11 protein-coding genes are annotated in these 25641 nt (G+C 38.6%); 2 read left to right on the top strand and 9 right to left on the bottom strand.

What is annotated here, in order from left to right:
* Positions 1–20: 20 nt before the first annotated feature.
* Positions 21–998, bottom strand: a complete 978-nt coding sequence (locus DXB58_RS01105; protein WP_199487902.1) for a TIGR01212 family radical SAM protein — start codon at positions 996–998, stop codon at positions 21–23.
* A 477-nt stretch (positions 999–1475) separates the two neighbouring features.
* Between DXB58_RS01105 and DXB58_RS01100 the strand changes: the two genes are divergently transcribed.
* On the top strand, positions 1476–5816 hold the full coding sequence (locus DXB58_RS01100) for a hybrid sensor histidine kinase/response regulator transcription factor (RefSeq protein ID WP_122135626.1): 4341 nt from the start codon (positions 1476–1478) through the stop codon (positions 5814–5816).
* Between the two features lie 133 nt (positions 5817–5949).
* Here the strand turns inward: DXB58_RS01100 and DXB58_RS01095 are convergent, their stop codons facing one another.
* Positions 5950–6717, bottom strand: a complete 768-nt coding sequence (locus DXB58_RS01095) for a class I SAM-dependent methyltransferase (RefSeq protein WP_122135625.1) — start codon at positions 6715–6717, stop codon at positions 5950–5952.
* Between the two features lie 413 nt (positions 6718–7130).
* On the opposite strand from DXB58_RS01095, the gene xyl3A reads away from it, so the two are divergent.
* A complete protein-coding gene (gene xyl3A, locus DXB58_RS01090) occupies positions 7131–9722 on the top strand; it encodes a xylan 1,4-beta-xylosidase (protein ID WP_122135624.1) in 2592 nt (863 codons plus the stop codon).
* A gap of 698 nt (positions 9723–10420) precedes the next feature.
* On the opposite strand, the gene DXB58_RS01085 is transcribed toward xyl3A, so the two are convergent.
* The 7 genes from DXB58_RS01085 to DXB58_RS01055 form a co-directional block, all read right to left on the bottom strand.
* Entirely contained in the window at positions 10421–11998 is a 1578-nt protein-coding gene (locus DXB58_RS01085) for a glycoside hydrolase family 28 protein (protein ID WP_122135623.1), read from the bottom strand.
* Positions 11999–12062: 64 nt separating this feature from the next.
* Entirely contained in the window at positions 12063–14444 is a 2382-nt protein-coding gene (locus DXB58_RS01080) for a pectinesterase family protein (RefSeq protein ID WP_122135622.1), read from the bottom strand.
* Positions 14445–14484: 40 nt separating this feature from the next.
* Positions 14485–16302, bottom strand: a complete 1818-nt coding sequence (locus DXB58_RS01075) for a fimbrillin family protein (RefSeq protein WP_158571539.1) — start codon at positions 16300–16302, stop codon at positions 14485–14487.
* Positions 16303–16414: 112 nt separating this feature from the next.
* A complete protein-coding gene (locus tag DXB58_RS01070) occupies positions 16415–18049 on the bottom strand; it encodes a DUF5123 domain-containing protein (RefSeq protein WP_122135699.1) in 1635 nt (544 codons plus the stop codon).
* A gap of 18 nt (positions 18050–18067) precedes the next feature.
* Positions 18068–19930: a RagB/SusD family nutrient uptake outer membrane protein gene (locus DXB58_RS01065; RefSeq protein ID WP_233527208.1), complete on the bottom strand. Its 1863-nt coding sequence runs from the start codon at positions 19928–19930 to the stop codon at positions 18068–18070.
* 63 nt (positions 19931–19993) lie between these two features.
* Positions 19994–23203: a TonB-dependent receptor gene (locus tag DXB58_RS01060; RefSeq protein ID WP_122135619.1), complete on the bottom strand. Its 3210-nt coding sequence runs from the start codon at positions 23201–23203 to the stop codon at positions 19994–19996.
* Between the two features lie 37 nt (positions 23204–23240).
* Complete coding sequence (locus DXB58_RS01055) at positions 23241–25619, bottom strand: BACON domain-containing protein (RefSeq protein ID WP_122135698.1); 2379 nt, start codon at positions 25617–25619, stop codon at positions 23241–23243.
* Positions 25620–25641: the final 22 nt, after the last annotated feature.

Genomic DNA, 25641 nt, shown 5'->3' with positions numbered 1-25641 from the left:
CACTGCAAAACAGCTATTTATTAAGTGGTAAGTTTATCGTTTGCAAAAATAATCCTTTTTTCCGAATCCCTATACTTCTTACCTTGATAAGCACCTCTTTCTTTCATTCTTTTTTGTAAACGAGCTACAAATTCATAATTTTTCAATCCCCAGTCCGGAGCTATTAATAAATCTTTAGGAGATTGGGAAACAAAACGCTCCACAACCATATCGGGACGGAGATGTTCTACATAATCAATCACCAAATCAATATATTCCTCAACCTCGTTAAACAAATGAAAGCCAGCAGGAGTTACGTCATACTCATGTGCCATTCGCGTACCACGGATCAACTGTAACTGATGGATTTTAAGTGTAGCTAAAGGCAGATCGGAAAGAATTTCCGCTTGTGCCACCATTGTATCATGTGTTTCTCCCGGAAGTCCGAGGATGATATGTCCACCTGTCAGGATACCACAGGCCGCTGTCTGACACACAGCTTCTACTGTATCTGCATAAGTATGCCCCCGATTGATGCGTTTTAAGGTTTCATCACAAGTGCTTTCGATCCCATATTCTACCATGAGAAACGTATGTTTGTTCAAATCTTCCAGATAACGCAACAAGTTTTCCGGCATACAATCGGGACGCGTACCAATCACCAGCCCGACTACCCCATCCACCGCCAATGCTTCCTCATACTTACGCTTCAAGCCTTCCAACTCCGCATATGTATTGGTATAGGCCTGAAAATAGGCCAAATATTTCATTTCCGGATATTTATGGGCAAAAAAGCATTTGCCTTCTTCCAATTGAATAGCAATAGATTTCTCTGTCCGGCAATAATCCGGATTAAAAGTCTGGTTATTGCAATAAGTACATCCACCCCACCCTTTTGTACCATCACGATTGGGGCAAGTGAAACCTGCATTCAATGAAATCTTTTGTACTTTGTAAGGAAAATATTTCCGCAAAAAAGTAGGAAAATCATTATATAATAGCTGTGTAGACATATTCATTCACTTCATTCTTTATTTTACCTACAAACATAAGCAAAATCAACGAGTTACGGAAAGTTGACACAAAATATCTTCAATATATTAAAAATTTCATAAATACCATAAGATAAATTAATAAATATTGCAATTCGAAAAACTATTTAGTTAGCTTTGCTATGATTTTAGGCATTGGCAGGAGGATACTTGTGAAAGTCTTGTGCAATTTATTCCCCAATTATGATTTCATCTCACCATACCCCATGCAACTCTTGTCAATAAAATTATCCTCTTTATAATCTTAATTCAGATTATAAAGAGGATTTTTTTAACTAATATTACTCTCTTATTTTTGTTCAAAACACAACATAGAGATCAATGTTATATAAGATGAAGAGGAAAAAATAAGCAAAAACGAGTATTATTCGTTCAAACCACTTATCGGACTTTCCATTCTGCATTGTTTTGTTTATTTTTGCTATAAACATTAAAGTAACTACTATGAAACAGCTCCATACTTTATTTCTTCTTCTAACAATAGCGATCGATATAGCTGCTCAACCTATCTGCCAAGTTAAACATTTCTCCGTGAGTGACGGTCTCGCTCAAGGTAATGTAATGAGCATTTTACAGGATCAGAAAGGGCTTGTTTGGTTTAGTACCTGGAATGGGCTTAACAAGTTTGACGGATACACTTTTAAGACATATAAAACTTCGCAAGAGAGTAAATATGCATTCGGCAGCAATCGCATGGGAACTATTTCAGAAAGCAAATACGGAGATATATGGTGTCCCACTTACGATGGACAAGCCTGTCTTTTTGATGTGGAAACCGAGAAGTTTATTGATGTTCTCCAACCTATTGAACTTTCCACGAAACAAACTAACAATGTTACACGCATTTATTCGCTGGAGAAAGGGATTGCCTGGATTCTCTGTGAAAGCGGATATGCATTCAGAGTGGACGAACAATTATGCAAAAAAGGAGAAGGCATCACACTTTATTCAGCTTCCAACCACAACCTGAAAGGAAATCAAATATTTAACATTTATCAAGACTCTGAAGAAGATGAATGGATATTGACGGATAAAGGTGTTTCCATCATAGGAAAGAAAACACTGGATACTGACTTTCCTTTCCAGTTCATCACCCAAATAAAGGAAACGATCTATCTGATTGCAGAAAATGATAAGTTAGCCAGATATGACTTCCACACTAAAAAACTGAAATTCGTAGATATTCCTTATCCGCATCATAAGATAAACAATGTCACTACCATAGGAAAAGATATGCTGGCATTGGGAACGGATAATGGAGTGATTTTGTATTCTATCCCGAAGAACAGTTTCCAGCAAATAGACATCCGTACAGCTACCCAAACTTCCAACGATGTAGAATCTGTCTATCAAGACCACTTGGGAGATATCTGGATTTTTTCAAAAGATCCGGGCATTGTCCATCTTAACCTCGCGACCAATGAAAAAGAACATCTGTTCACCCCCAAAGATGAGATTATCAAGCATGGGCGCAAAAGTCGCAAACTTATTTTTGAAGATAATGCGAAAAACCTATGGTTACTCCCCACGGAAGGAAACTTTTGCTACTATGACCGGAAAGAAAGAACTCTCAAACCCCTTCTTACGGATATCAATAATCCCAAGTCTATTTTCAGTCCGTTAGTCAGGTCTTATACATTGGATAATCAGGGAAACTGTTGGTTTGCAACGGCACGCGGTGTAGAGAAACTATGCTTCTTTCCACAGAGTTATCAATTTAACCAGACTGATTACGAGGCTGAAACACGAGCATTCCTGCAAGACAGCAACAAACGTCTATGGACGGCATCCAAGTCAAATTATATCCAGATATTCGCACCGGATGGTAGCTTGGTGGGATACTTATCCAAACAAGGAAATATCATCAAAGAAAAACAGGCTTTCTTTAATGGGGTATATTCCATTCTGGAAGATAAAGATGGGAATATCTGGCTGGGAACAAGGGATATCGGACTTTTCCAACTTAAAAAGACAGGAGCAAATCATTACTCTATTCACCATTTTGAACACCAGACAAATGATCCTTATAGTTTAAGCAGTAATAGCATTTATGCTATCTTTCAGGACAGTCGTAATAATATTTGGATAGGATGTTATGGGGGTGGATTAAATCTGCTGACACAAGCTAAAGATGGAAAAGTTTCATTTATTCATAGTAATAATGAGTTAAGAAACTATCCCATAGCTTACGGTATGAAAGTACGCAATATTGCAGAAGCTCCGGGAGGAGTGATTTTAGTGGGAACGACTAACGGACTGCTGACATTCTCGAACAACTTCGAACGCCTGGAAGAGATTAAATTCTACCGGAATATCCGTAGACCGGGAGATAAAAACAGTCTTAGTGCCAACGATATCATGCATATCTATACAGACAAGAATAAAATCACTTATATCATCAGTTTCACCGGAGGCGTAAATAAAGTGATATCTCCCAATCTGCTGAACGAGAATATCCAATTCAAAAACTACGACAAGAACAACGGGCTGGCTTCCGATCTGGCACTATCAATGATTGAAGATACACAGAACCAACTATGGGTTGTTTCGGAGATTGCGCTCTCCAAATTCGATCCTGCCAAAGAAACTTTTGAGAACTATGAATTAAGTTCCATCTATCAGGAGTTCAATTTCTCCGAAGCTCTTCCTATTATTAATGCCCGCAACCAGATTATCTTAGGAACTGATAAAGGCTTTCTGGAAGTTTCTCCGGAGAAGATGCGGAAGAGTAGCTATGTTCCTCCTATTGTGTTTACAGGACTCAAGATTCAAGGACACCTTACCGATCACTCCATTGACAATCTGGAAGAATTGGAACTGGAGCCGTCTCAAAGGAATGTAACTTTCCAGTTTGCTGCACTTGATTATGTCAATCCAAAAGGGATTTTATATGCCTATCGCCTGCAAGGACTAGAAGAAGAATGGAATGAAGCAGATAATAACCGTTCCGCTAGCTACATCAACTTACCTGCAGGCAAATATCAGTTGCAGATAAAGTCAACAAACAGTGACGGGGTCTGGGTGGACAATGTACGGACTCTATCTATACATGTACTCCCCACCTTTTGGGAAACCTACTGGGCATGGCTGCTCTATTTCATTCTATTCATACTCTTTACGGCAAGCATCGTATATGTATTATTTTACATCTACCGGTTACGTCACAGAGTGGATATGGAACAACAATTAGCAAATATCAAACTGCGATTCTTTACTGACATATCTCATGAATTACGTACTCCGCTAACTTTAATCAGTAGCCCTGTGACAGAGGTATTAGAGAAGGAGCCGCTTTCTCCTTCCGCCCGTGAGCATTTGACTTTGGTACATCAGAACACAGAGCGCATGCTCCGACTGATGAATCAGATTTTGGATTTCCGCAAGATTCAGAATCAGAAAATGAAACTACTGATTGAAGAGACCGATTTGATCCCACTTTTGCAAAAGGTGATGAGTAGCTTCAAACTGATAGCTGAAGAAAAGAACATAAACTATCAGCTGACTTCTACCATCCAATCGGTATATAGCTGGGTGGATAGAGATAAGTTTGAAAAGATATTCTTCAATCTGCTTTCCAATGCATTCAAATATACACCTGCCGACAAGTCGATTACAGTCAATATCACAACGAAAGAGAAGACGGTAGAGATAGAGGTTGCAGACGAAGGAATCGGAATTGCAGTAGAAAAGCAACATTCCTTGTTCCAACGTTTCGAGTCATTGGTAAAACAGAATATTCTGCAACCATCTTCCGGCATCGGACTGTCTCTCGTGAAAGAGATGGTGGAAATGCATCATGGCACTATTACAGTAAATAGTCAACCCGGAGTAGGCAGCCGTTTTACAGTAAGCTTGCCTTTACAACGGGAAATTTTCGAAGAGGATGTACAGGTCGAATTTATCCTGAATGATAGTCAGAGTTCAGCGCCTCATCCCGTCGATAGCATGAAAGCACCGGAAGAGGTGGAAGAAAAAGAAGACCTTGAGACTAATTCGGATGGTTTCTCCATATTGGTGGTAGAAGATAATGAAGAGTTAAAGGCCTTTCTGAAAAGTATTTTGTCGGAGAATTATACGGTAATCACAGCTTCCAATGGTGAAGAGGGATTGCAACATGCTGTTGACGACCTGCCCGATCTTATTATCAGCGATGTTATGATGCCGGTGATGGACGGTTTAGAAATGATTAGGCAAATCAAAGAGAACAACAATATTTGCCATATCCCCATCATTGTATTATCAGCCAAAGCCTCTCTGGACGACCGTATCGCCGGATTGGAACAAGGCATTGACGATTATATCACCAAACCTTTCAGTGCTACTTATCTAAAGACCCGTGTAGCCTCCTTGTTACGACAACGCAAAGCATTGCAAGAGCTCTATATGAATAGACTGATGGAAGGAAAGAATACCTCTTCTCCCGATCCTCTGACTCCTTCACAACCACAGATTACCCCATACGACGAGCAATTTATGGAAAAAGTAATGGCATACATGGAAGAACAGATGGACAATGCCGAACTAACGATTGACGAATTTGCAGAACAGTTGCTGCTTAGCCGTACGATCTTCTACCGGAAATTAAAATCAATCGTCGGACTGACACCTGTTGACTTTATACGGGAAATACGTATCAAACGTGCCGTACAACTGATTGACAGCGACGAATATAACTTCTCCCAGGTAGCATATATGACGGGATTCAACGATCCGAAATATTTCAGCAAGTGCTTCAAGAAAGTGATAGGAATTACCCCGTCAGAATACAAAGAGAGAAAAAAATAACTCTTTGATAAGAATATAAAAAGTCCCTTTATACCCGGTTGTCTCATTATTCGATCAATCAAAGTTCGATAGAGCAAACTGATATAAAGGGACTTTTCATATAAGATGAAGAGATTTGCCTGTCAACAACACATCAATATCCAAACTTACATTGACAAACAAACACCTGTTTTTCCGAATCATCATTAAATACTTCTTCTTCAAATCCTCCATATTTATGAATAATACTAAAACCATTCCATTCCAAATATGAATCCAACTCTTGAGGGAAAAACATTCTCATATCCAGATTTTGAATAGAATTGAATTCACCATTGATAAAATAATGCCATTCGATCCGATTAATCTGGGTTTTATTTTCATATCGCATTGTCTGCTTTATCGAGACTTCTCTTCCATCATCAGTTGTATACGTGGCTATTTCCTGCTGCTCTTTCTCACCTTCAACTATATACCGAATATTCGGATTAAAACAATCCAACAGAAACAAGCCTCCGTCTTTGAGGTGATTTTTAACGACATGAAGTACCTTTAATAAATCTTCATTCTCATATAAATGATGGATCGAATTAAATGGAATAAAAATAAGGTCGTACTTCTCCTGTAAATCCAGCGTCCTGATATCCGCCTGAATGAAATTGATTTTTAGTCCAGCCTCGGAAGCTTTCATCTTAGCCTGATGGAGCATTGAAGCAGTGTAATCAACCCCACTTATATCATATCCATCCTTTGCAATAGGAAGAGTAAGTCTGCCAGTTCCACAGCAAAGCTCAAGTATTCGGGCATCCTTGTTTTTAGGTAACCACCGCTTATAAAATTGCAAATCATCCATGCTGGTATTCATTCCATCATAAATATTTGCATCATAAATTAAATCGCCAACTTTATAATCACTATTCATTTGCCTCCTCCAATATCCATTATTTACTATTATTTCTTATACAAACAAGAATATCCCCAACGTACAATGTACCAAAAAGGATATTCTATAAATAACCGGAAGTATTACCGGTCGTTCGCAAATGTAGTAAATATCTATAAGCCAGCTATGATTATCTCTTAAAAACTCAAATTTCAACAAGACATATCCCTGATATAAGTATCAAACCAACATTTCGGTGTCATTCTGTTTACATTGTAAAACTTATACCATATTCAACAAAATGTTTTATCTTTGAACAGGTCTATGAATTTATCGGCTCCAAATAAGTCGTGCATAGGAAATCCTCCTTTTCTACCGGATATTCCCCACAAAAATAATGAAAAGCGCGTACTATTGCAGTCTCAAATCTAAAAACCAAAAAAAATTAGAAAATGAAAAAGCAATGGATCATTGCCTGTCTTATCGGAATTCAAGGAGTAAATGTACAGGCACAACAACCCAACAAGTATCCCTATCAGGACACAAAACTGACTGCGGAACAACGAGCGGACGATTTACTTCAACGCCTCACATTAGAAGAAAAAGTTGCGTTGATGCAAAACAATTCACCAGCTATTCCCCGGCTTGGCATTAAGCCTTATGAATGGTGGAACGAGGCCCTTCATGGCGTTGCCCGCGCCGGACTGGCTACTGTCTTTCCGCAAGCCATAGGTATGGCCGCTTCTTTCAACGACAAACTATTATACAAAGTCTTTGATGCCGTATCCGATGAAGCACGCGCCAAGAACCGCCAATTCAATGAAAGAGGAAAGTATAAACGCTATCAGGGACTGACCATGTGGACTCCCAATGTCAATATCTTCCGCGACCCTCGCTGGGGACGTGGACAGGAAACATACGGCGAAGACCCTTATTTAAGTGGACGTATGGGAATGGCTGCAGTCAGAGGTTTGCAAGGACCGGAAGATGCCGAATATGACAAACTTCATGCCTGCGCCAAACACTTTGCCGTACACTCGGGTCCCGAATGGAACCGTCACAGCTTCAATGCAGAAAACATTGCACCCAGAGATTTATGGGAAACCTACCTGCCTGCTTTCAAGGAACTGGTACAAAAAGCTGGAGTCAAAGAAGTGATGTGCGCTTACAATCGTTTTGAAGGTGATCCCTGCTGCGGCAACAACCGTCTGTTAACCCAAATTCTCCGCAACGACTGGGGATTCAAAGGAATCGTAGTCACCGATTGCGGAGCAATCAGTGACTTCTTCCAACGCACAAAACATGGAACGCATCCTGATGCAGCCCATGCTTCTGCCGACGCAGTTTTAAACGGAACGGACCTCGAATGTGGTAGTAACTTCAAAAGTATCACCGATGCTGTGAAAAAAGGCCTGATTTCGGAAGAGAAAATCAACACATCGGTCAAAAGATTGTTGAAAGCCCGCTTTGAACTGGGAGAAATGAATCCAACTCATCCCTGGAGTAATATTCCATTTTCCGTTATCGACTGTCCCAAACACAAAGAACTGGCACTGAAAATGGCACATGAAAGTCTGGTATTACTTCAAAACAATAACAACCTCCTTCCATTAAACCGTCAGATGAAAGTCGCAGTCATCGGCCCCAACGCCAACGACTCGGTAATGCAATGGGGTAACTACAACGGCTTTCCTTCACATACCGTTACCTTACTGGAAGGGATACGCGCCAAACTACCTGACGCACAAATCATCTACGAACCTGTATGCGGATATACAAACGACACCACCCTGCACAGCCTATTCAATCAGTGCAGCATCGACGGAGAAGCCGGATTCAACGCCACCTACTGGAATAACCGCGAATATAAAGGCAAAATTGCCGCAACCGACCGTCTGACCACTCCTTTCCATTTCAGTGCAGAAGGTGCTATCGTATTTGCTCCCGGCGTAGGATTGAAAAACTTCACCGCCATCTATCGTTCCACTTTCCGCCCAACAGATTCCGGTGCCGCCACTTTTCGCGTAATGACTAACGGAGGAATTACTTTATTCCTCAACGGTAAGCAAATAGCAGAAGCCACCAACATCAAGAATCATACCAATCTGTATTCTTTCAACTACGAAGCAGGAAAGAGTTACGACATCGAGTTGCGTTTTATTCAGGTTAAAGATAACCCTGCACTGAACTTCGACTTGGCAAAACAAACTCCAATGGATGCCCGTGAAATCCTGAACAAGTTGCAAAGCGCAGATGTAGTTATCTTTGCCGGAGGCATCTCCCCCCTATTGGAAGGAGAATCCATGCGGGTATCCGACCCCGGATTCAAAGGCGGCGACCGTACAGAAATCGAATTGCCCGCCATCCAGCGCGAAGTTCTTGCTCTTCTAAAGAAGAATGGAAAGAAAACAGTATTCGTCAACTTCTCCGGTTCGGCAATGGCCATCGTGCCTGAAACGCAGAATTGCGATGCTATCCTGCAAGCATGGTATCCCGGACAGGCAGGTGGAACAGCCGTTGCTGATGTTCTTTTCGGAGATTACAATCCTGCCGGACGTCTGCCTATCACTTTCTATAAAAGCATGCAACAATTACCGGATTATGAAGATTACTCGATGAAAGGACGTACCTACCGTTTCATGACAGAAACACCCCTTTATCCATTCGGCTACGGTTTAAGTTATACCCGTTTTTCTTATGGAAAAGCTACCCTGAACCAATCGAAGCTGACCAAAGGCGAAAAAGCAATCCTTACTATCCCGGTAAGTAATGTCGGACAGAGAGACGGTGAAGAAGTGGTTCAAGTGTACATCTGCCGTCCTGACGACAAAGAAGGTCCGCAAAAAACTCTTCGTGGTTTCCAACGGGTTAACATTGCTAAGGGTAAAACACAGAACGTCCAGATAGAGCTTCCGTACGATTCTTTCGAATGGTTTGATGCAGCGACCAATACTATACGTCCTTTAAACGGAACATATAAGATACTTTACGGAAACAGTTCAAATGAAAAAGACTTGCAAACGTGCAGTATTCAGATTCAATAGGTAATGCCATTACATACAATTTGAGGCTAGGTTGATGAACCTATGCTACATTGAGAATTTATAAAAAATGGCTTTTATTGTCAGGCCAAGAGTTATGGCTTCATAAAGTGATTGTTTTCAAGCTATTACCCACTGACAATAGAAGCTGACAATAGGCTGACAATAAAGATTTCCGTCTTTTATTGTCAGCCTATTATTGTTTAAACTGCACTATGCAGCTATTATCCCTTACTTACCAAGCCTGCATTATTCCGCTAAGACACCGTCATTGTTCAACTAAGGTGCCGTTATCGTTCTGCTAAAGTATCGATATTGTTAGTTCTTCACGGCCGTGACGAGATCTCTCCACGGCTGTGGTAGTATCTCACCACGGCCGTGAGAAGAAGCTACCACGACCGTGGGAAGGTAAAGATAGCGGCACCTTCGCCCAACTATACCGGCACACTAACCAAACTATACAGGCATACCTAGTCAACTGTACAGGCATGTGAATGCAACTACATCAGAACCTTGAAACAACAATTCCAAGATGTCAGCATAACTATACAATAAAAAACAGGCTGACAATAGAACTCTTAATTCTTATTGTCAGCCTATTGTCAGCTTCTATTGTCAGCATGTATTATACTGTAATTCACTTCTTTAACTGCCATCCTGACAGATTGACAATAGAAACAGTATAAAAACAGATAGTATAGTTAGTTCTTGGTCAGTAACCGTTTCTCTGAAATCGTTCCCAGATCTTTTCCGTTAATGGTGATATCCGTCGTATTTTCGATCTGTATCATAGATTGGTCAGGAGTGTCAATTTCAACATTCTCGATGTTGAGCTTTGCCACTTTATTCACTACAATCCCCTCTTTAGCACCAGTAACCACCATATTCTTGATGGAAATATTCTCAATCGGCATTTCGGGAAGTCCGTTCAGATACGCCGCCCGTCCTGCTCCCCTGCAAAACACATCCGAGATATAGATGTTCCTGAAAGCAGGAGTCTCTTCACTCACACTCGGAATCGGTTCACCGGGAGCACTTTTGACCGCATAATATAAATCGGCAATCAAAGCATCATTAGGAATATCAATCATATTTATATTATTGATATAAATATTCTCCACGACGCCACCACGTCCACGGGCACTTTTAAACCGCAACCCGACATCCGTGCCGATAAAAGAACATTCGGACACATACACATTCTTCACTCCTCCGGACATCTCACTACCAATTACGAATCCGCCATGACCATGCAAAACGGTATTGTTTCTCACAATCACATTCTCACAAGGTTCACCTCTGCGACGGCCATCTTCGTCTTTACCAGACTTCAGGCAGATTGCATCATCTCCCGCATCAAAGAAACAGTTGGCAATCAACACATTCTTGCATGATTCCACATCGAGCGCGTCTCCGTTCTGCGAATACCAGGGATTGAACACCTTTACATCATTCAATATCAAAGATTCGCACGAAAGCGGATGAAGACACCAGCTCGGAGAGTTTTTGAAGGTCACGCCTTCCAGAAGCACCTTTTTACTCTTCACAATACTTAGCAGTACAGGGCGCAGCCAACTTTTCATTTCCTCCCATTCTTCACTCGTAATTTCAGCCTGTTGATCCCCCTGGCCAGACATGAGAACAGATGCTTTCAATGCCCCTTCATTGGGATACCACACCTTGCCGTTCTCATCCACATTACCACCGGAGTTCACCAGATTCTTCCACTGTCTGTCCGTCATTTTATCCTTCTTCACAGGACGCCATCTGTCTCCCGCTCCATCAAAAACGCCATAACCAGTGATAGCAATATTCTCGGCATTCACAGCCGAAATGGGTGACTGACAACGACGTGTATTCAATCCTTCAAACAGAGTTTCAATAATCGGATACAAAGATGTATCACTGCTAAATACAACAAGTGCATTCTTCTCTGTATGCAAATTAACGTTACTTAGTAGTGTAACAGGACCAGTCAACCATAATCCTTCCGGAATAACAACTTTCCCTCCCCCTTTATCATGCACTGCCTTAATAGCGTTATTTATAGCTTCAGTATTCAAAGTCACTCCATCACTTTGGGCACCAAAATCACAAATATTAACTTGGTAATCGGGGAAAGACGGAAGTTCTATCTCAGGCATTGAGAACGGAAGATCTCTATATACATTTCCCAATTCTACTATCTTATTCTCTGGGGTTGAACAGCCTTGTCCCAATATAGTCAACGAAAAGACTATTAATATTGCAGTTAAATCCTTTCTAAAAATTAGTTTCATTCTTATTTTATTTTTTTATTTTTCACAAAAGTGAAGATAGCTCCACCTCTACAGGAACATACTCTTATTTGAACCACATTCCACCAGTATTATCATATCCATTCAACAAAATATTTCTACTACCAAAATACAAATCATACTCTGTCTTATTAAGGTTATAAATGGAATTTACACCTTTATCTTCCGGAATAAGATCGAACACACTACTGCCGGATTCATTCGTACAATTATACATCTTACAACCTTCTTGTACCGTGGGATTCACCGGCTCTACCTTTACTCCATTTTCTATATAATTATTTATAAAGACATCAGAGAAGGTGGTATTCAGGAAAGTAATATTATCCGGAGCATAAGACGAAATCAAAAGTGTCTTTCCTACTATCCCTTCACCAACAGTAAAACGGCAATTGGAAAATACATATCCGATTTTCCCTTTTGGAACACGTGCCTGTAATGCACGACCATTATTAATTGCTCTAATTTCACATTTCTCGAATAATGATATGTCACCACACCCCCATATGAAATCTGTAGCACCTGTTATCAGACAATTATAAAACCAATTATATCCTCCTCCCGAAAGTACAGTATCTTGATAGCCATAGAAATTACAATCAATAAAAGCTGTTGCCCCTCCATTATTCCTAATGACAATTGCTTCGGCTTGCCCATTATTTCCAGCTGTATTTTCTATTGTCATATTCTCAAAGCGTATCTTATCAGAATTTCCACCAATAGTAATTACCGAACGATTACCAGAATTAACAGGAGTGCCCAACGGGGCAAACTGATCGATATTCATTCCCTCTCCAATTCCACCATTCCACATGTTCCGATTATCATATTGAAGACTCACTTTATTACGATCCTCTCCTTTTACGGTTATATTGTCCTGATCACGCAGATAAATAATCTCTTTATAAATCCCGTTTTCAAGTTTTATAGTTTTGGGCACATTACGTTCCACATTCATTGCAAAATAATCAATAGCTCCTTGCAATGTATAGAAATCAGCATTAGCATTCGTATGGCTCACAGTTACTGTATAAGCATCAGTCGCAGAAAATTCCGGTTTCTTTTTAGTTGCAAAAAGCCATTTACGAGCATAAATACCATTAAATTGTTCTTGCTTTATAGCAGCTTTATCAACCGTCACATAATAGAGAGTATTATATTGAAGTCGTTGTGAATGCGGTTTTATAATTACCATGTTATCTTCTACCCTAACCGGCTCATAATTCACGACTCTCCTGCTTACAGTCGAAGCTTTTGGAGTCACTCCAACAATATCCATCCATGTATTCAGTTTTGTTACTCCATCTATGATAGGTACTTTTCGTTCTGACATATCAATCATATCAACCAACGTATTATCATCAGCCCTATAGATACGAATATATCCTTTAGTCCCCAATAATGGAGCTGTTCCAGCAAAGGTTATTTTTAATTCGGTATCAGCAAATGCCCCGGAGTTTTCCGGAAAAAGATCATAATTAACAGCAGAAGCCATACCTGAAGCTGGGTCTCCATCAGTCCAAGGAGAGGATGAGTTTCCACTATTAATCTTCTCCACCTTAGCCGGTCCCGAAATCTTTCCTTCATCCACTGGAATAGTAAAAGTATACTTATATCCTTTTTGTAACTCCGGCAAATTAATATCCGTATCAGTAAATACCCACTCACATGGATTACCATCTATCGCAAAGGATACAATATATGTATTCATAATTGTAGAAGGAAGGATCACCGCTTCATAACTCCTAGTAGCCGTATTATGATAAGTTGTAATATTAGTTAACGAATTATCTTTCGGAATCAATCTGCTTGTTTGCAAATCAAAGGTTCCCATCGTCTGCATCCCCTTTACAACAACAGCTTGAGTTGATTCCAAAAAGTTATTGTCCTGATCAACAAACTTGAAAATAACTTTAGCCAATTGATGAGAAAATGCAAGTGCCACCCGGGCACTCCCCTCACTATTATAAGTTAATTCTCTTTCAGAACTACCAACCATCAAATCATATGCCGCACTTCCTCGTTCCTGATTTACCAATTGTATAGGATACAAATAATTATATACATAATCATTATACGGATAGTAGGCCATAAAACCAACATCTCTATTATCCTCAGGAAATGAAAGCGGCATAGAGGAAGTAAAAGTGGTTGTATATCCTTCGCTATCACAGATGTAAGGTACATTAATTGAATTATTCAAAGGTTCAAACGTATCAGCGTCATACATAAACGCGCCTATTTTATCTTTTCCACTCCATTGAGTACCATCCTGGGATACACGAGTCGAAAAATCAGCAATATTTATACTAAAGATAATGTTTCTATCCGATACACATTCGTTTATTCCTCCCTCCTTATCATCATCGGAGCAAGAAGGCAAAAGGAGAATACTCAAGATAGAATATAATAAAGGAACTAATCTCATATAAAACTATATTTTAATATCATCATACAAATATGGAATATCATGGTTGTACAGTTCTCCAACGAGGATCACCCGCCACAACTGTTGTTGTAAAATCTCCATCGTCTGCATCCTTAAATAAAGTATTTCTTTCCATTTCTGTATCTACCCAAGCATCTTCATTTGTAACCTTCTGATTATGAACTAATATTGCAGCATCTTCAGCAGCTGCAGCATAATTGCCCGAAAACTCGATAATATACATTTTATAAGCAAGATTCTTATACTGATTTCTGCAATCCGAGATATTATTCTTATATATTAACTTACCATAGGTAGATGGACATTCCAAAGGAGTAGCATTCAAATCAACTAAAGTACAATTCTCTACATGGATAATAGGTTCTGGAACTCCATATGTATTTATATAAATTGCCCGCTGAGTCATTTTAGATATAGTAGAATTCGTTATTTTAATTTCTTTTGTACGATAAAAATTAAATAAGGCATCCATATCACTGATCTGACAATTATCAACGATAAAAGAAGCTAAACTATTATTAGCTCCACCATCTGCATCCCAAGCACAAACAGACTTCATACCATAAAGCTTACAATTCTTAAATTCCACAATAGCGTCATTTGGTAATTCAGAATCTGCTTTATTGGATATCAGACTCTTTCCTGAAGTTCCTTCTATCTCCAAATTATTGAATGCCAACCTTTGCAATCCTTCATTCAATGTCATTCCTTGAATATTTAACTTCACCCGTTTTTCATTCCCGTTTATAAGTAGTAGCTCTGTTACAGTTTCAGGAACCATAATATTCTCTATTGTCGGATAAGTCAATTGTGAATTAAAAACTAATGCTATTTTGCCGTTAGTTCCTTGCAGTGCAATATTAAGATCAGTATTCTCTGTTACAGCCACTTGAGCATAATCAACAGGAATTTCTAAATTATCAGGTACTTCAACAGCCGAACCGTTTTCTCCACCTTCTTCATTACCCCATGGTGTATTATTTCCCTGAATCTCTGTCAAATTGCCCTCTACCGATTCACCTAAACCAATATTAAACACGTATTGATAGCCTGCCTTAAGCTCTTTAATATTGCTAGAAGGTGACATCGTATATTGATACTTGCTATCATCTACATAGAAAGTTAATGTCATATTCTGTGGTGTTTTTGTCGGAAGTAATATTCCCACAAAAGTCTTTTCAGCTGATTTATACAATTTGACAGTCTTCAGCACGTCGCCACAGGCCAATGTACCATCAATCAAGTTAAACTTTGCTGAAGTATTTAACCCACTAACAACCACATTCTTGAGTTCAGAAAGCCCTGCAGCGAGTGTAACATTCACCTTTATCATAGCCAATTGATGAGAAAAAGTCAATGATAACCCTGAACTTTTAACATCTTCTGGCGTCACTCCTGTTTTTTTGGCCCACATCAAGTCATAAGATGAATACCCTTGATCCTGATCTCCCAAATTAACAGAATAGATATATTCATCTTGCAACACGGAAGCATTGAAAGGATAATAAGCATAAAAATTCACATTTTCACTAGCTATAGGAATTCCAACAGATGATTTAAAACTTACACTTTCTGCATTTTGATCTGTAATATATTGTATGTTTGCAGCATCGTTCAGAATCTGCGAATTGTCATTATTCAACATAAAAACACCAATAGCATCTCCCTTCTGCCATTTATTTGCCAAGCCGTCAAAGCGTGTTGCAAATTGATTTCCTTCTGACTGAACAGATAATATATCGGTCGAAATATTCACGGGGATGTTATCATTAATATCATTACAAGCAACAGCTACTATACCTAAAGTAGCCAGACCAAATAGATATTTCAAATTCATAATATTAAATTTTAAGTTTCTTGTAGAGACAAGACACACTTCCACACAGCTAGTGCAAGTAGTAAGGCGGAGCATTACCGTCTCTACAAGAAAATGGTTTATATAAATTACATCAAGGAATCCAGCGAGTATCACCTGCACGATTCGTCACAATCGGAGATGTCGCATCCTTTATGGTAAGATCTCCATCCTCTGGAGCTGCAAACAAATCTGTTGCAGTAATATCTAGTTCTGTTGCTTTCAAATCTTTACCTCCCAACACATACTCCTTAGTTGTATAGTTATTAGAAAACGATGTTGTAGTGTTGGCACCAGCAACATAAATATTACCACACGGAGAAGCAAGTACCATTCCTTCTATTATTAGTTCCGAACCAACAGCAGATTCAATATTAATCATTCGGCTGTTGCGACAGAAATAATAGACAGTTACATTCTTGTATTCCAAATGAATAGGTTTATTCATACTCGGAGCATAGAACAAATTACCCCATCCTGCATATTGTCCAGTTCCATCATCATCCCTACTGAATGTGCAATTACGGAATACAGCTCTATCCATACGATCATAGCCTTCACCTGATCCTAAAGCGAATGTACCATATACACCTCCTTGCCAGCCACATTGGTCAAATCGACAGCCTTCCATCTCTAAATTCATCACATATTTGGCATTAGCATCTTTATGACGCCAGAACCCACGGCCAAATTTAATAAAATCACAATTTACAAAGCTGACATTTTCTATAGTAAATGATTGCGAAGCATTTATAAAATACTGATTGATAATTTCTTGTCTAAACTCTATATTTTCAAAATTCCAATTAGAGATATAAGCTCCTGAAGCTATATCCCACCAAGTAGACATTATCACCACAGGCTTTGCTCCTTCTGTACTACCTACCAAACGGAATCCTTTTTTGATCGAGAATGGAGTCAAAGTATATTGAGCACCTGCAGGCAAGAAATATTCTGTACCTTCAGGAATTTCTGGATTAGCATCGTTCGCCTTTAAAATTTCAGTTAAATCATCATCCCAACCTACCTGAATTGAACCAGCCGATGGGCCGGCAGTACGGAATGTTACCTGATTATAAGGCTTATCGTACTTATGAGGTTTGCTAGTATCATAAATATTAACAGCATACAGTGTATTTTTATCCAATCCGACTATCTCCGCATAGCCTTGTGTCTTTTCATTCTCTGTTAAATAACGATATGCACTTGATAAAGTTTTATCCATCATTGGCATTACACTAATACTATCTACCGGATTTTGAGCATCAACTTTCCAACGAATAATAGCCGAGTTCTCCGTAATTTCTGTTTTCGAAACATCCTCTAATAGTTTGGCATATTCTGGCCGGGGTTCCGTAGTAGCACTCGTGGTACTCCATTGCGAATTATTAGCAGAATTATTTGCATTACATCTTACCCGAATATTGAAAGTTGTCCCATAAGGTATATCTTCAATAAACACATATGGGTTGGTAGTCTCTATTGACATAAACAAACTGGAAAAATAATTATCCTGATGTAACTCCACTGTATACGAAACTGCATCATTCACTTCATACCATACTAAAGTGACAGAATTACCTTCTACCTTTGGTTCCTCCAATACAAATCTAGGTTTGAACAAATCGTCTATCTTATTATATTTATCTTCTTCGCAGCCAGTGAAAACAATTCCACACAACAAAGCTGATAATATAACCATTGTTAATCTATATAATAACTTCATCATAACATTCATTTTTGCAAATTAATATCCATAATAGTTCCGAATCAGCCCCCGATGGTCAGTGATTACTTTTGAAGGATAGGGACATAAATAACGTAACGGGTCCGTTGGTCTCACCGTTTTATCATTACCTACATTTATAAATCCTCTAAAACTCCATGAAATACCATCCATCGTTTTCCATTGTTGTGTCTCCTGATCCAGCACTCTCCAATCACAAGCATAATTCAATGTTGTATATCCTTCCGGTTTACCGGTGCCAGCGCCATATTCGTCAATCCCAATAATGTCCAAAATAGTTCTATCCGGATGCTCTGGATCAGGTATTGCTTTATAAAAGATACGTTCAGGAACCTTTTCTATGCCAGGTACATAGGTTCCAGTAGCAACTAGCCCCCAATTAATCATTTCATAATAAAGATTGTAAATCACTTCATTATATTTATTCCAACGAGCTAAATCATACTTACGGATACTTTCACCACCAAATTCCCATTTTCGCTCATTCATAATTGCTCTAAAAAACTCCTCTTCACTATTCAAACTTTCTACATACGATTCCACCTTGTTAGCCCATAAAGAAGGCTCAAAAGCACGCCGCCTTACTCTTTTCAACGCCTCTTTAGCATCATCACGCGGTCCGAAACGTTCATTCACCGCTTCGGCATACATCAATAATACATCGGCAAATCTCATACGAACACTATTAATACCAGTATTGGATCCACTGGAAGCCCCTAATGGAGATTCCATTTTCAGTTTCGACCATTTGCCTACTCCATTTGCAGAAAATCCCATGTCAATTACCTGATTCAGATCCTTATCGTATTTATAAGGTACGCATGTTATGTCTCTACGCAAATCATCTTTATCAAATGAGTATAGGTAAGTGGCATTAAATTGACAATAGTTTTTAGCACTTCCATAAGCATGTTTACCACCATCAATTGTCACACCGATATTATAACCATAACGACTTGTTGTACCTTTTAACATAGGAATAGCAAAAAGAATATCATCATTATTAGCCGTATTCCAATTACATTCATTATACCATAATTTTTCGAAACTTAACCCCAAATCATGTTTATTTTCTTTTATAACTTTGCCTAGATAAGTAATAGCTATATCATAATAATGCTCAAAATTATCACCACGTTCCATATACCCAATATTTGTCTGGCTATCTTTATCAGGACGTAATGTCCAACCACCACGATACAATGCCAACTGTCCAATGAGCGCTTGACAATATTCTCTTGAAGCACGCTCTACACCATAATCCAAATCGGCTGCATACTTCATCATCGGCTCTACTGCGATCAAATCATCAATCAAATATTCCAAGATTTCATTACGATCAACCACCCCCAAAGCAAAGAAATCATCTGTTGATACTGAAGGCTCTGTTACAAATACCACATCTCCCCAAGTACGAACTAAATCCAGATACAGCATCGCACGAAGTGCTTTAACTTCGCCATACATCTGCTGCACCTCAGTCGGTCCTTCTTTAGCTATCTCCTCAGAATATAAATCAGACGATTCTAATTCTTGCAAAAAATCATTTGTATAATTAATAACAGAATACATATTATTCCATGTATCATTCAATATAGACCAATAGGGCCTCGCATCAAAACAAGCAATATCATTTCCTCCTGAAGCCACTGTATTATTAGATAAAGATTTAAACTCTACATCTGTATTTGTATCCAAACCATTAGCCAAATTATTTCCATACAATCCATCACCAGTCATTGCAGAGTAAATCTGAGTCATAAAAGATTTAATCTCATTTTCTGAAGAAAAGACATATTCAGGAGTGAAGCCCGAAGGGGGATTTACATCCAAAAAATCATCGCAGGACGCAAAAGAAAGCATTGCGCAAGACAAAATTAAATACAATATTTTTTTACTCATAATGTTATCATTTTAGTCATTTTATCAAAAGGTCAATTGAGCACCAAAGGTATAAGTACGGCTTCTCGGATATCTGTCATTGTCTATATTCGGAGTTAAGCCAGTAGCGATATTTACTTCTGGATCATAACCGCTATATCCGGTTATTGTAAATAGGTTATACCCAGACACATAGAAACGTACTTTGTTTAAACCTACTTTTTTCGTCCAAACACGTGGCAATGTATATCCGATAGTGGCTGTATTCAAACGCAGGAACGAACCATCTTCTACAGCATATGACATACTAACAGGACGCCCCATACAAGTTGGATTCCATATTGTCGCATTTTTATTAAAATGGGCAAGAGCTTCCGGATCATACCTTAGATCATTTCCCATATCATCATAATTACGCCAGCGTTTTGTAGAAGCAACCTCCATCCCAAAATTATTATAATTATTACGATAAAATGTAGTTAAATTAATTTTATTGGCATTGAAAACATCAAAGCCATACATAAAGTTAAAGAACAATCCTAAATCAAATCCCTTATAAGTAGCATTCAAGCCAAAACCACCAGAAAACTTAGGAGTAGTCTTACCAATAACAGTACGGTCATCGCTTGTCAATAAATATGGGTTAGAGCTATCTTCATCTACAGGAGTAAGTTTCTTAAATTTGGCAGAACCGGGTGATGGTATACCAGACAATGGGCTGGAGTCAACAACTCCTTTTTTCAGATGCCAGGTTCTAGAAGCAGAATCAAAATATTCAAAATCATCTACTGTATAAAAACCGTCATTTATAAACCCATAAATCAACCCACTCGTACCACCAACATAAGCCCGATAATCATCTGTATTTAATAATTCGTTACCAGCCCATCCGGAAGATAATATCCACTCTTTTTCACCACTTGCTAATTTATCTATTTTATTTTTATTATGTCCTATATTGAATGTAGCATTCAATGTAAAGTCTGGACGATCAATTATATAACCAGTTAATGATAATTCAATACCGCGATTAGACGTCTGTCCTACATTCTTCATTATTTTCGTATATCCTGTATATCCCGGAATATCCGAAGGTACTAACAAGTCCTTAACTGTATTCCAATATAGATCCACCGACCCGCTCAGGCGTTCTTTAAAGAAACCAAAATCAAAACCAAGATTACGAGTAATAGTTGTTTCCCATTTTACATCCGGATTATATAGATAATCTGTATTATAGAACTTATAATAATAGCGACTTGTTTCCTCCCAACCAGCAGGACGAGTACTACTAATTCCATAAAGTTTATGATAAAGATCTGAACCGATGCGATCATTACCCGAAGTACCAAAACTCAGTCTCAATTTCAAGTTAGAAACAACCGGATTATCTTTCAGGAAATCTTCATTAGACATACGCCATGCTATGGCAGCAGCAGGGAAAAATCCCCAGCGATTCCCAGAGGCAAACTTAGACGATCCATCAGCACGTAGTGTTAATGTCGCTAAATATCTATCTTTATATCCATAATTAATACGCCCAAAGAAAGAGGATATTCGTGAAGGTGAACCAGCCGAAGATGAATTCTGATAAGCTGTACCCAATGACAAATTGTCAAAAGCTTTTTCTGCTGTTGTATTTTCCGGGAAATAACGAGTAGTATAAGATTTACTGCTTGATTTAGAACTCTTTATTTCTTGTCCTATCATCAATCGAAAATCATGTTCATCATTCAGCATGAAATTATAGTTCAATACATTTGATAATTGCCATTTCGAACCTTGAGACATTCCCCATTCAGCTACAGGTTTATTATTATTATTTTTACCTGTATTAGTATCGGCCGCCCAAAAACGACGTGATTCTTGTGTATTACTTTCAAAGCCAAACTCTGTACGGAATGTCATCCCTTTCACTATATTCCAAGTCAATGCCCCCATAGTATTGAGAAACTTATTAATCCTCTTTCTATAATTTTTTTCCGATTCCTCTTTCGGATTAAAACGAGATACTTCTTCCAATAAATCAGGATCATAATATGTATCATCTTCCGGCTTCTTCATATATTCATCCAATCCTTCAGTAGGTGCTTCACGAAGAGCATACAACAGACTAACACCTTCTGTACCTGAGCCATCTACTTCTTTATGAAGCAAACGGGTACGATATTCAAATGTCAGGAATTTAAATAACTTTGTATTTAATGTTACGTTCAAATTATTCTGTTTCATCCCATTACCAACCATCACGCTAGGACGATCCTGATGAATAAAAGCAATCTTATATTTAGTTTGCTCTGTACCACCATTAATACTTAAATCGACATACTTAGTTATTGGGTTTGTACCAAATACCTCATCTTGCCAATCTGTACCTTCATCTCCTTGATAAATATAATATTCATATGCCGAACCATACTTATTATAAAAACCTGTTGGATTGGAACTTTTATTACGAGCATTTTCGTACTGCATTAAAACATATTCATATGGATCCATTACATCCAATTTGTTAGACAAAGTACTAGTTTGCAAATATGTATTTAAACTAATGGAAACACGACCTTCAGTCGGTTGTTTAGTTGTTACTAGAATGACCCCATTTGCACCACGGGCACCATAGATAGCTGTAGAAGCAGCATCCTTCAACACTTCAATCGATTCTACATCTGTTGGTGGAATATCATTCAAGCTATTCACTTCGAACCCATCGACCAAAATCAACGGACTATTATCCTGCGTAATGGAACCTCCACCACGCACTAAGATCTTAATTTCAGCATCTGGCGAACCATCAACTGCTGTAACCTGAACACCCGGTAACTTACCTACGATAGCTTCGGCCACAGATGCTGTTGGTACTTTTTCAAGCACCTTCCCTGACACACTGGCTATTGAACCTGTCAGATTCCCTCTTTTCTGCGTGCCATAGCCTATAATCACAACATCATCCAATTGATCGACAGCTTCTGTCATCCGAATCTGAATACCAGAAACACGCCCTTTCAGAGGTTCCTTTATTTCATTCATACCGACATAACGAACTACCAGTACTGCCTTATTCACATCAGGAACATTTTTCAATGTGAAATTTCCATTCATATCAGTAGAAGCACCTATTTTTGTACCTTGTACCATTACTGCGGCACCAATCACTGGTCCGTAATTATCTGTCACCGTACCAGTGACAGTTTGTGCAAAACCGCTGGCTGTTACCAGTAATAAAGTGAGTATACTTATGATTAACTTATTCATTATATATATATTTTTTTATTAAAAGACATACATCTACTTACTTCTTCTCAATGCTTTCGCCACCCTCATTCTGGTAGTAAACGATATGTTGAACCAAATTATGAAAATAAACTTCCAAGTTAGAGTAACGTCCATTCGGGTCCACTGATACACTTATCTTTGCAGCATCAGCCGGATCATTTGGATCCAATCCATAAGCCTCTTCCCAAATATCAGGAATCCCGTCTCCATCTGAATCACGCCATGGTTTTAGTGATTTAATATCAGGATATCCTTCTGTATCACCAACTGTATCAATGATACCCGGTCGCGGGTTCTCATCCTTCGAGCCTGTCCAATGTGAGGTTTTATTTCTCACTTCATCAACAATACGTTTATCAATTACATCTCTACGTAAAGAAGCCCCAGCATATTCTAAAACCTTTTCATAAGCCAAATCTGCTTTATGAGTAGTAACTTTACTAAAAGGTTGATAAGCTTCCATCTTCATTGCTCTCATTTCCTCCTCTGTAGGATCTAAATCACGCCAAAATTGACTCCAGATGCCTTCTGTCCAGTTATCACTTGTTACATTTGGATAACCATTGACATAATTACCTTCAATGAAAGCTCTCGCAGTGGGGTCACTTGAAAGAACTCGCCAAGCCATACCACCTGTACCAGTAGCCGGTCCTGCTTTATAATAGCAATTCACTAGATTAAACGTCGCATACCTGCCTCCATAGCATCCAAAACCAGCTTCACTCCAATTATAATAAACATTATTTCGCACGTCGAAGAATCCAACATGATCTCCAGCACCTTCTGTTCCCGGTTCACTTAAGTCTGAAATTCTAGGGCAACGACTACCATGATGAGCCATCAAGATATGATGGAAAGAAGCGTTATCACCACTAAACATACCGCCATATCCATGAGCACCTTTTGCATGATTTGAATTATTCAGACTTTCTGTAGCCATACACCATTGTGCTGTAAAATTTTGACATCCATAAAACGAAAATGTTTCATCTACACTCCAACTAGCAGTAACATGGTCAACAATAGCATTCGTGAAATATCGTCCGCCAATACCATCTTCCCCATAATCTGCATATTTATCACCTGGGCGGCAACGTAAAAAACGAATAATGGCATTCATTTCTTTACTATCTCGTGACAAATTAAATGAGAAATTATAATTTTTCAATGTGATACCATCGCCTGGAGCTGTTTGCCCAATAATACTAATATTAGGATGATCAACTAAAAACAAGGCTCTTTTCAACTCGATAATTCCTGATACATCGAATATAATAGTCCTAGGCTGATCTGATTTTTCTATCCCATAACGCAAACTACCCTCTATTGGGGGGTCATTCTTTCCATAATCATCTAAATTTGTTACCCGATAAATTTCACCATTGCGACCGCCTGTAGTAAACCGGCCTCCACCTTCCGCTCCCGGGAAAGCAAGAAGCTGTCCTGCTGATGCATCATCACCGATACTAGTATCTGGCTTTCCATATTGGAAGATTTTTACAGTCTGATTTTTTACAACATTCTTCACTTCGACAGAAGATATACGAGGAAAAATAGCTGAATTATCCTCTATCTTCAATACAATATTCTTTTCATCAGACATTTCTGTATCCAATTTTATCCAAGATTCTGTCGAGACAACCTCATATTCTATCGGATATTCTTGAGTTATGGGAATTGTCAAAGTTTTACATTTGTAAGGGATTATATATTCATCTTGTTCTACTTCCAAAGTAGTTTTAACACCTTCTTGAGTAAATTCGACAATTCTACTTAACACATAATCATCGCCAAGTTTTTTTATTACAATTTCTCCTTTTCTTTCTTCAGCGACATTAGCCTCTATTTTAAACAGGAGTTCATCTGAAACAAATGCATGGGCAGTCGGCATTACTTGATCAATTTCTTCTATCCAATCATATTGTTCACTAATTTCCACCTTCCATTCTACATTTGAAACAATTCTACATACCAGAATTGACCCAGAGAAAGGAATAATCTCCTTAGAATATTCAAGCAGAATGTCCGGATCAGTACCCAATTGTTCCACTGAAATTTCCTGTTCTAATTTAGTATTTGCATTCGACAATGTAATCTTTACCTTACCTTCCCGCTTCGCATCATTTGTATTCTCTGTAAAAAATAGACGAAGATCGCCATTTCCCGTTCCTATATTTTTTGATAAAGTCAACCACTCATTATCAGTACCTACCACCTCTGCTGTCCAATCTCCAGAAGCTGTAACATTGATGGTAAAAGATCCCTCTGTATTGGTTAGTTTAACTTCTTGCTTGGATAATTCCAATTTATCAGCTAATATCACCCCATTCTGGTCATCATCCGAGCTACATGCCCCCAATAACCCTATTAATAATATGATCAAAAATGTTCTCATATTTACATTCATTATTCGTTTA

Origin of the sequence: Bacteroides sp. OM05-10AA, from assembly GCF_003439055.1 — a bacterium.
In the GTDB taxonomy this organism is placed as follows: domain Bacteria; phylum Bacteroidota; class Bacteroidia; order Bacteroidales; family Bacteroidaceae; genus Bacteroides; species Bacteroides intestinigallinarum.
The sequence above is the reverse complement of the archived record's forward strand: the minus strand, read 5'-3'. Positions and strand labels throughout refer to the sequence as shown.

Bases quoted from the DNA above. Each gene is read 5' to 3' on its own strand.
- DXB58_RS01070 (WP_122135699.1), bottom strand. From the start codon at position 18,049: ATGATGAAGTTATTATATAGATTAACAATGGTTATATTATCAGCTTTG.
- DXB58_RS01105 (WP_199487902.1), bottom strand. From the start codon at position 998: ATGAATATGTCTACACAGCTATTATATAATGATTTTCCTACTTTTTTG.
- DXB58_RS01095 (WP_122135625.1), bottom strand. From the start codon at position 6,717: ATGAATAGTGATTATAAAGTTGGCGATTTAATTTATGATGCAAATATT.
- xyl3A (WP_122135624.1), top strand. From the start codon at position 7,131: ATGAAAAAGCAATGGATCATTGCCTGTCTTATCGGAATTCAAGGAGTA.
- DXB58_RS01055 (WP_122135698.1), bottom strand. From the start codon at position 25,619: ATGAGAACATTTTTGATCATATTATTAATAGGGTTATTGGGGGCATGT.
- DXB58_RS01065 (WP_233527208.1), bottom strand. From the start codon at position 19,930: ATGCTTTCTTTTGCGTCCTGCGATGATTTTTTGGATGTAAATCCCCCT.
- DXB58_RS01085 (WP_122135623.1), bottom strand. From the start codon at position 11,998: ATGAAACTAATTTTTAGAAAGGATTTAACTGCAATATTAATAGTCTTT.
- DXB58_RS01080 (WP_122135622.1), bottom strand. From the start codon at position 14,444: ATGAGATTAGTTCCTTTATTATATTCTATCTTGAGTATTCTCCTTTTG.
- DXB58_RS01075 (WP_158571539.1), bottom strand. From the start codon at position 16,302: ATGAATTTGAAATATCTATTTGGTCTGGCTACTTTAGGTATAGTAGCT.
- DXB58_RS01100 (WP_122135626.1), top strand. From the start codon at position 1,476: ATGAAACAGCTCCATACTTTATTTCTTCTTCTAACAATAGCGATCGAT.
- DXB58_RS01060 (WP_122135619.1), bottom strand. From the start codon at position 23,203: ATGAATAAGTTAATCATAAGTATACTCACTTTATTACTGGTAACAGCC.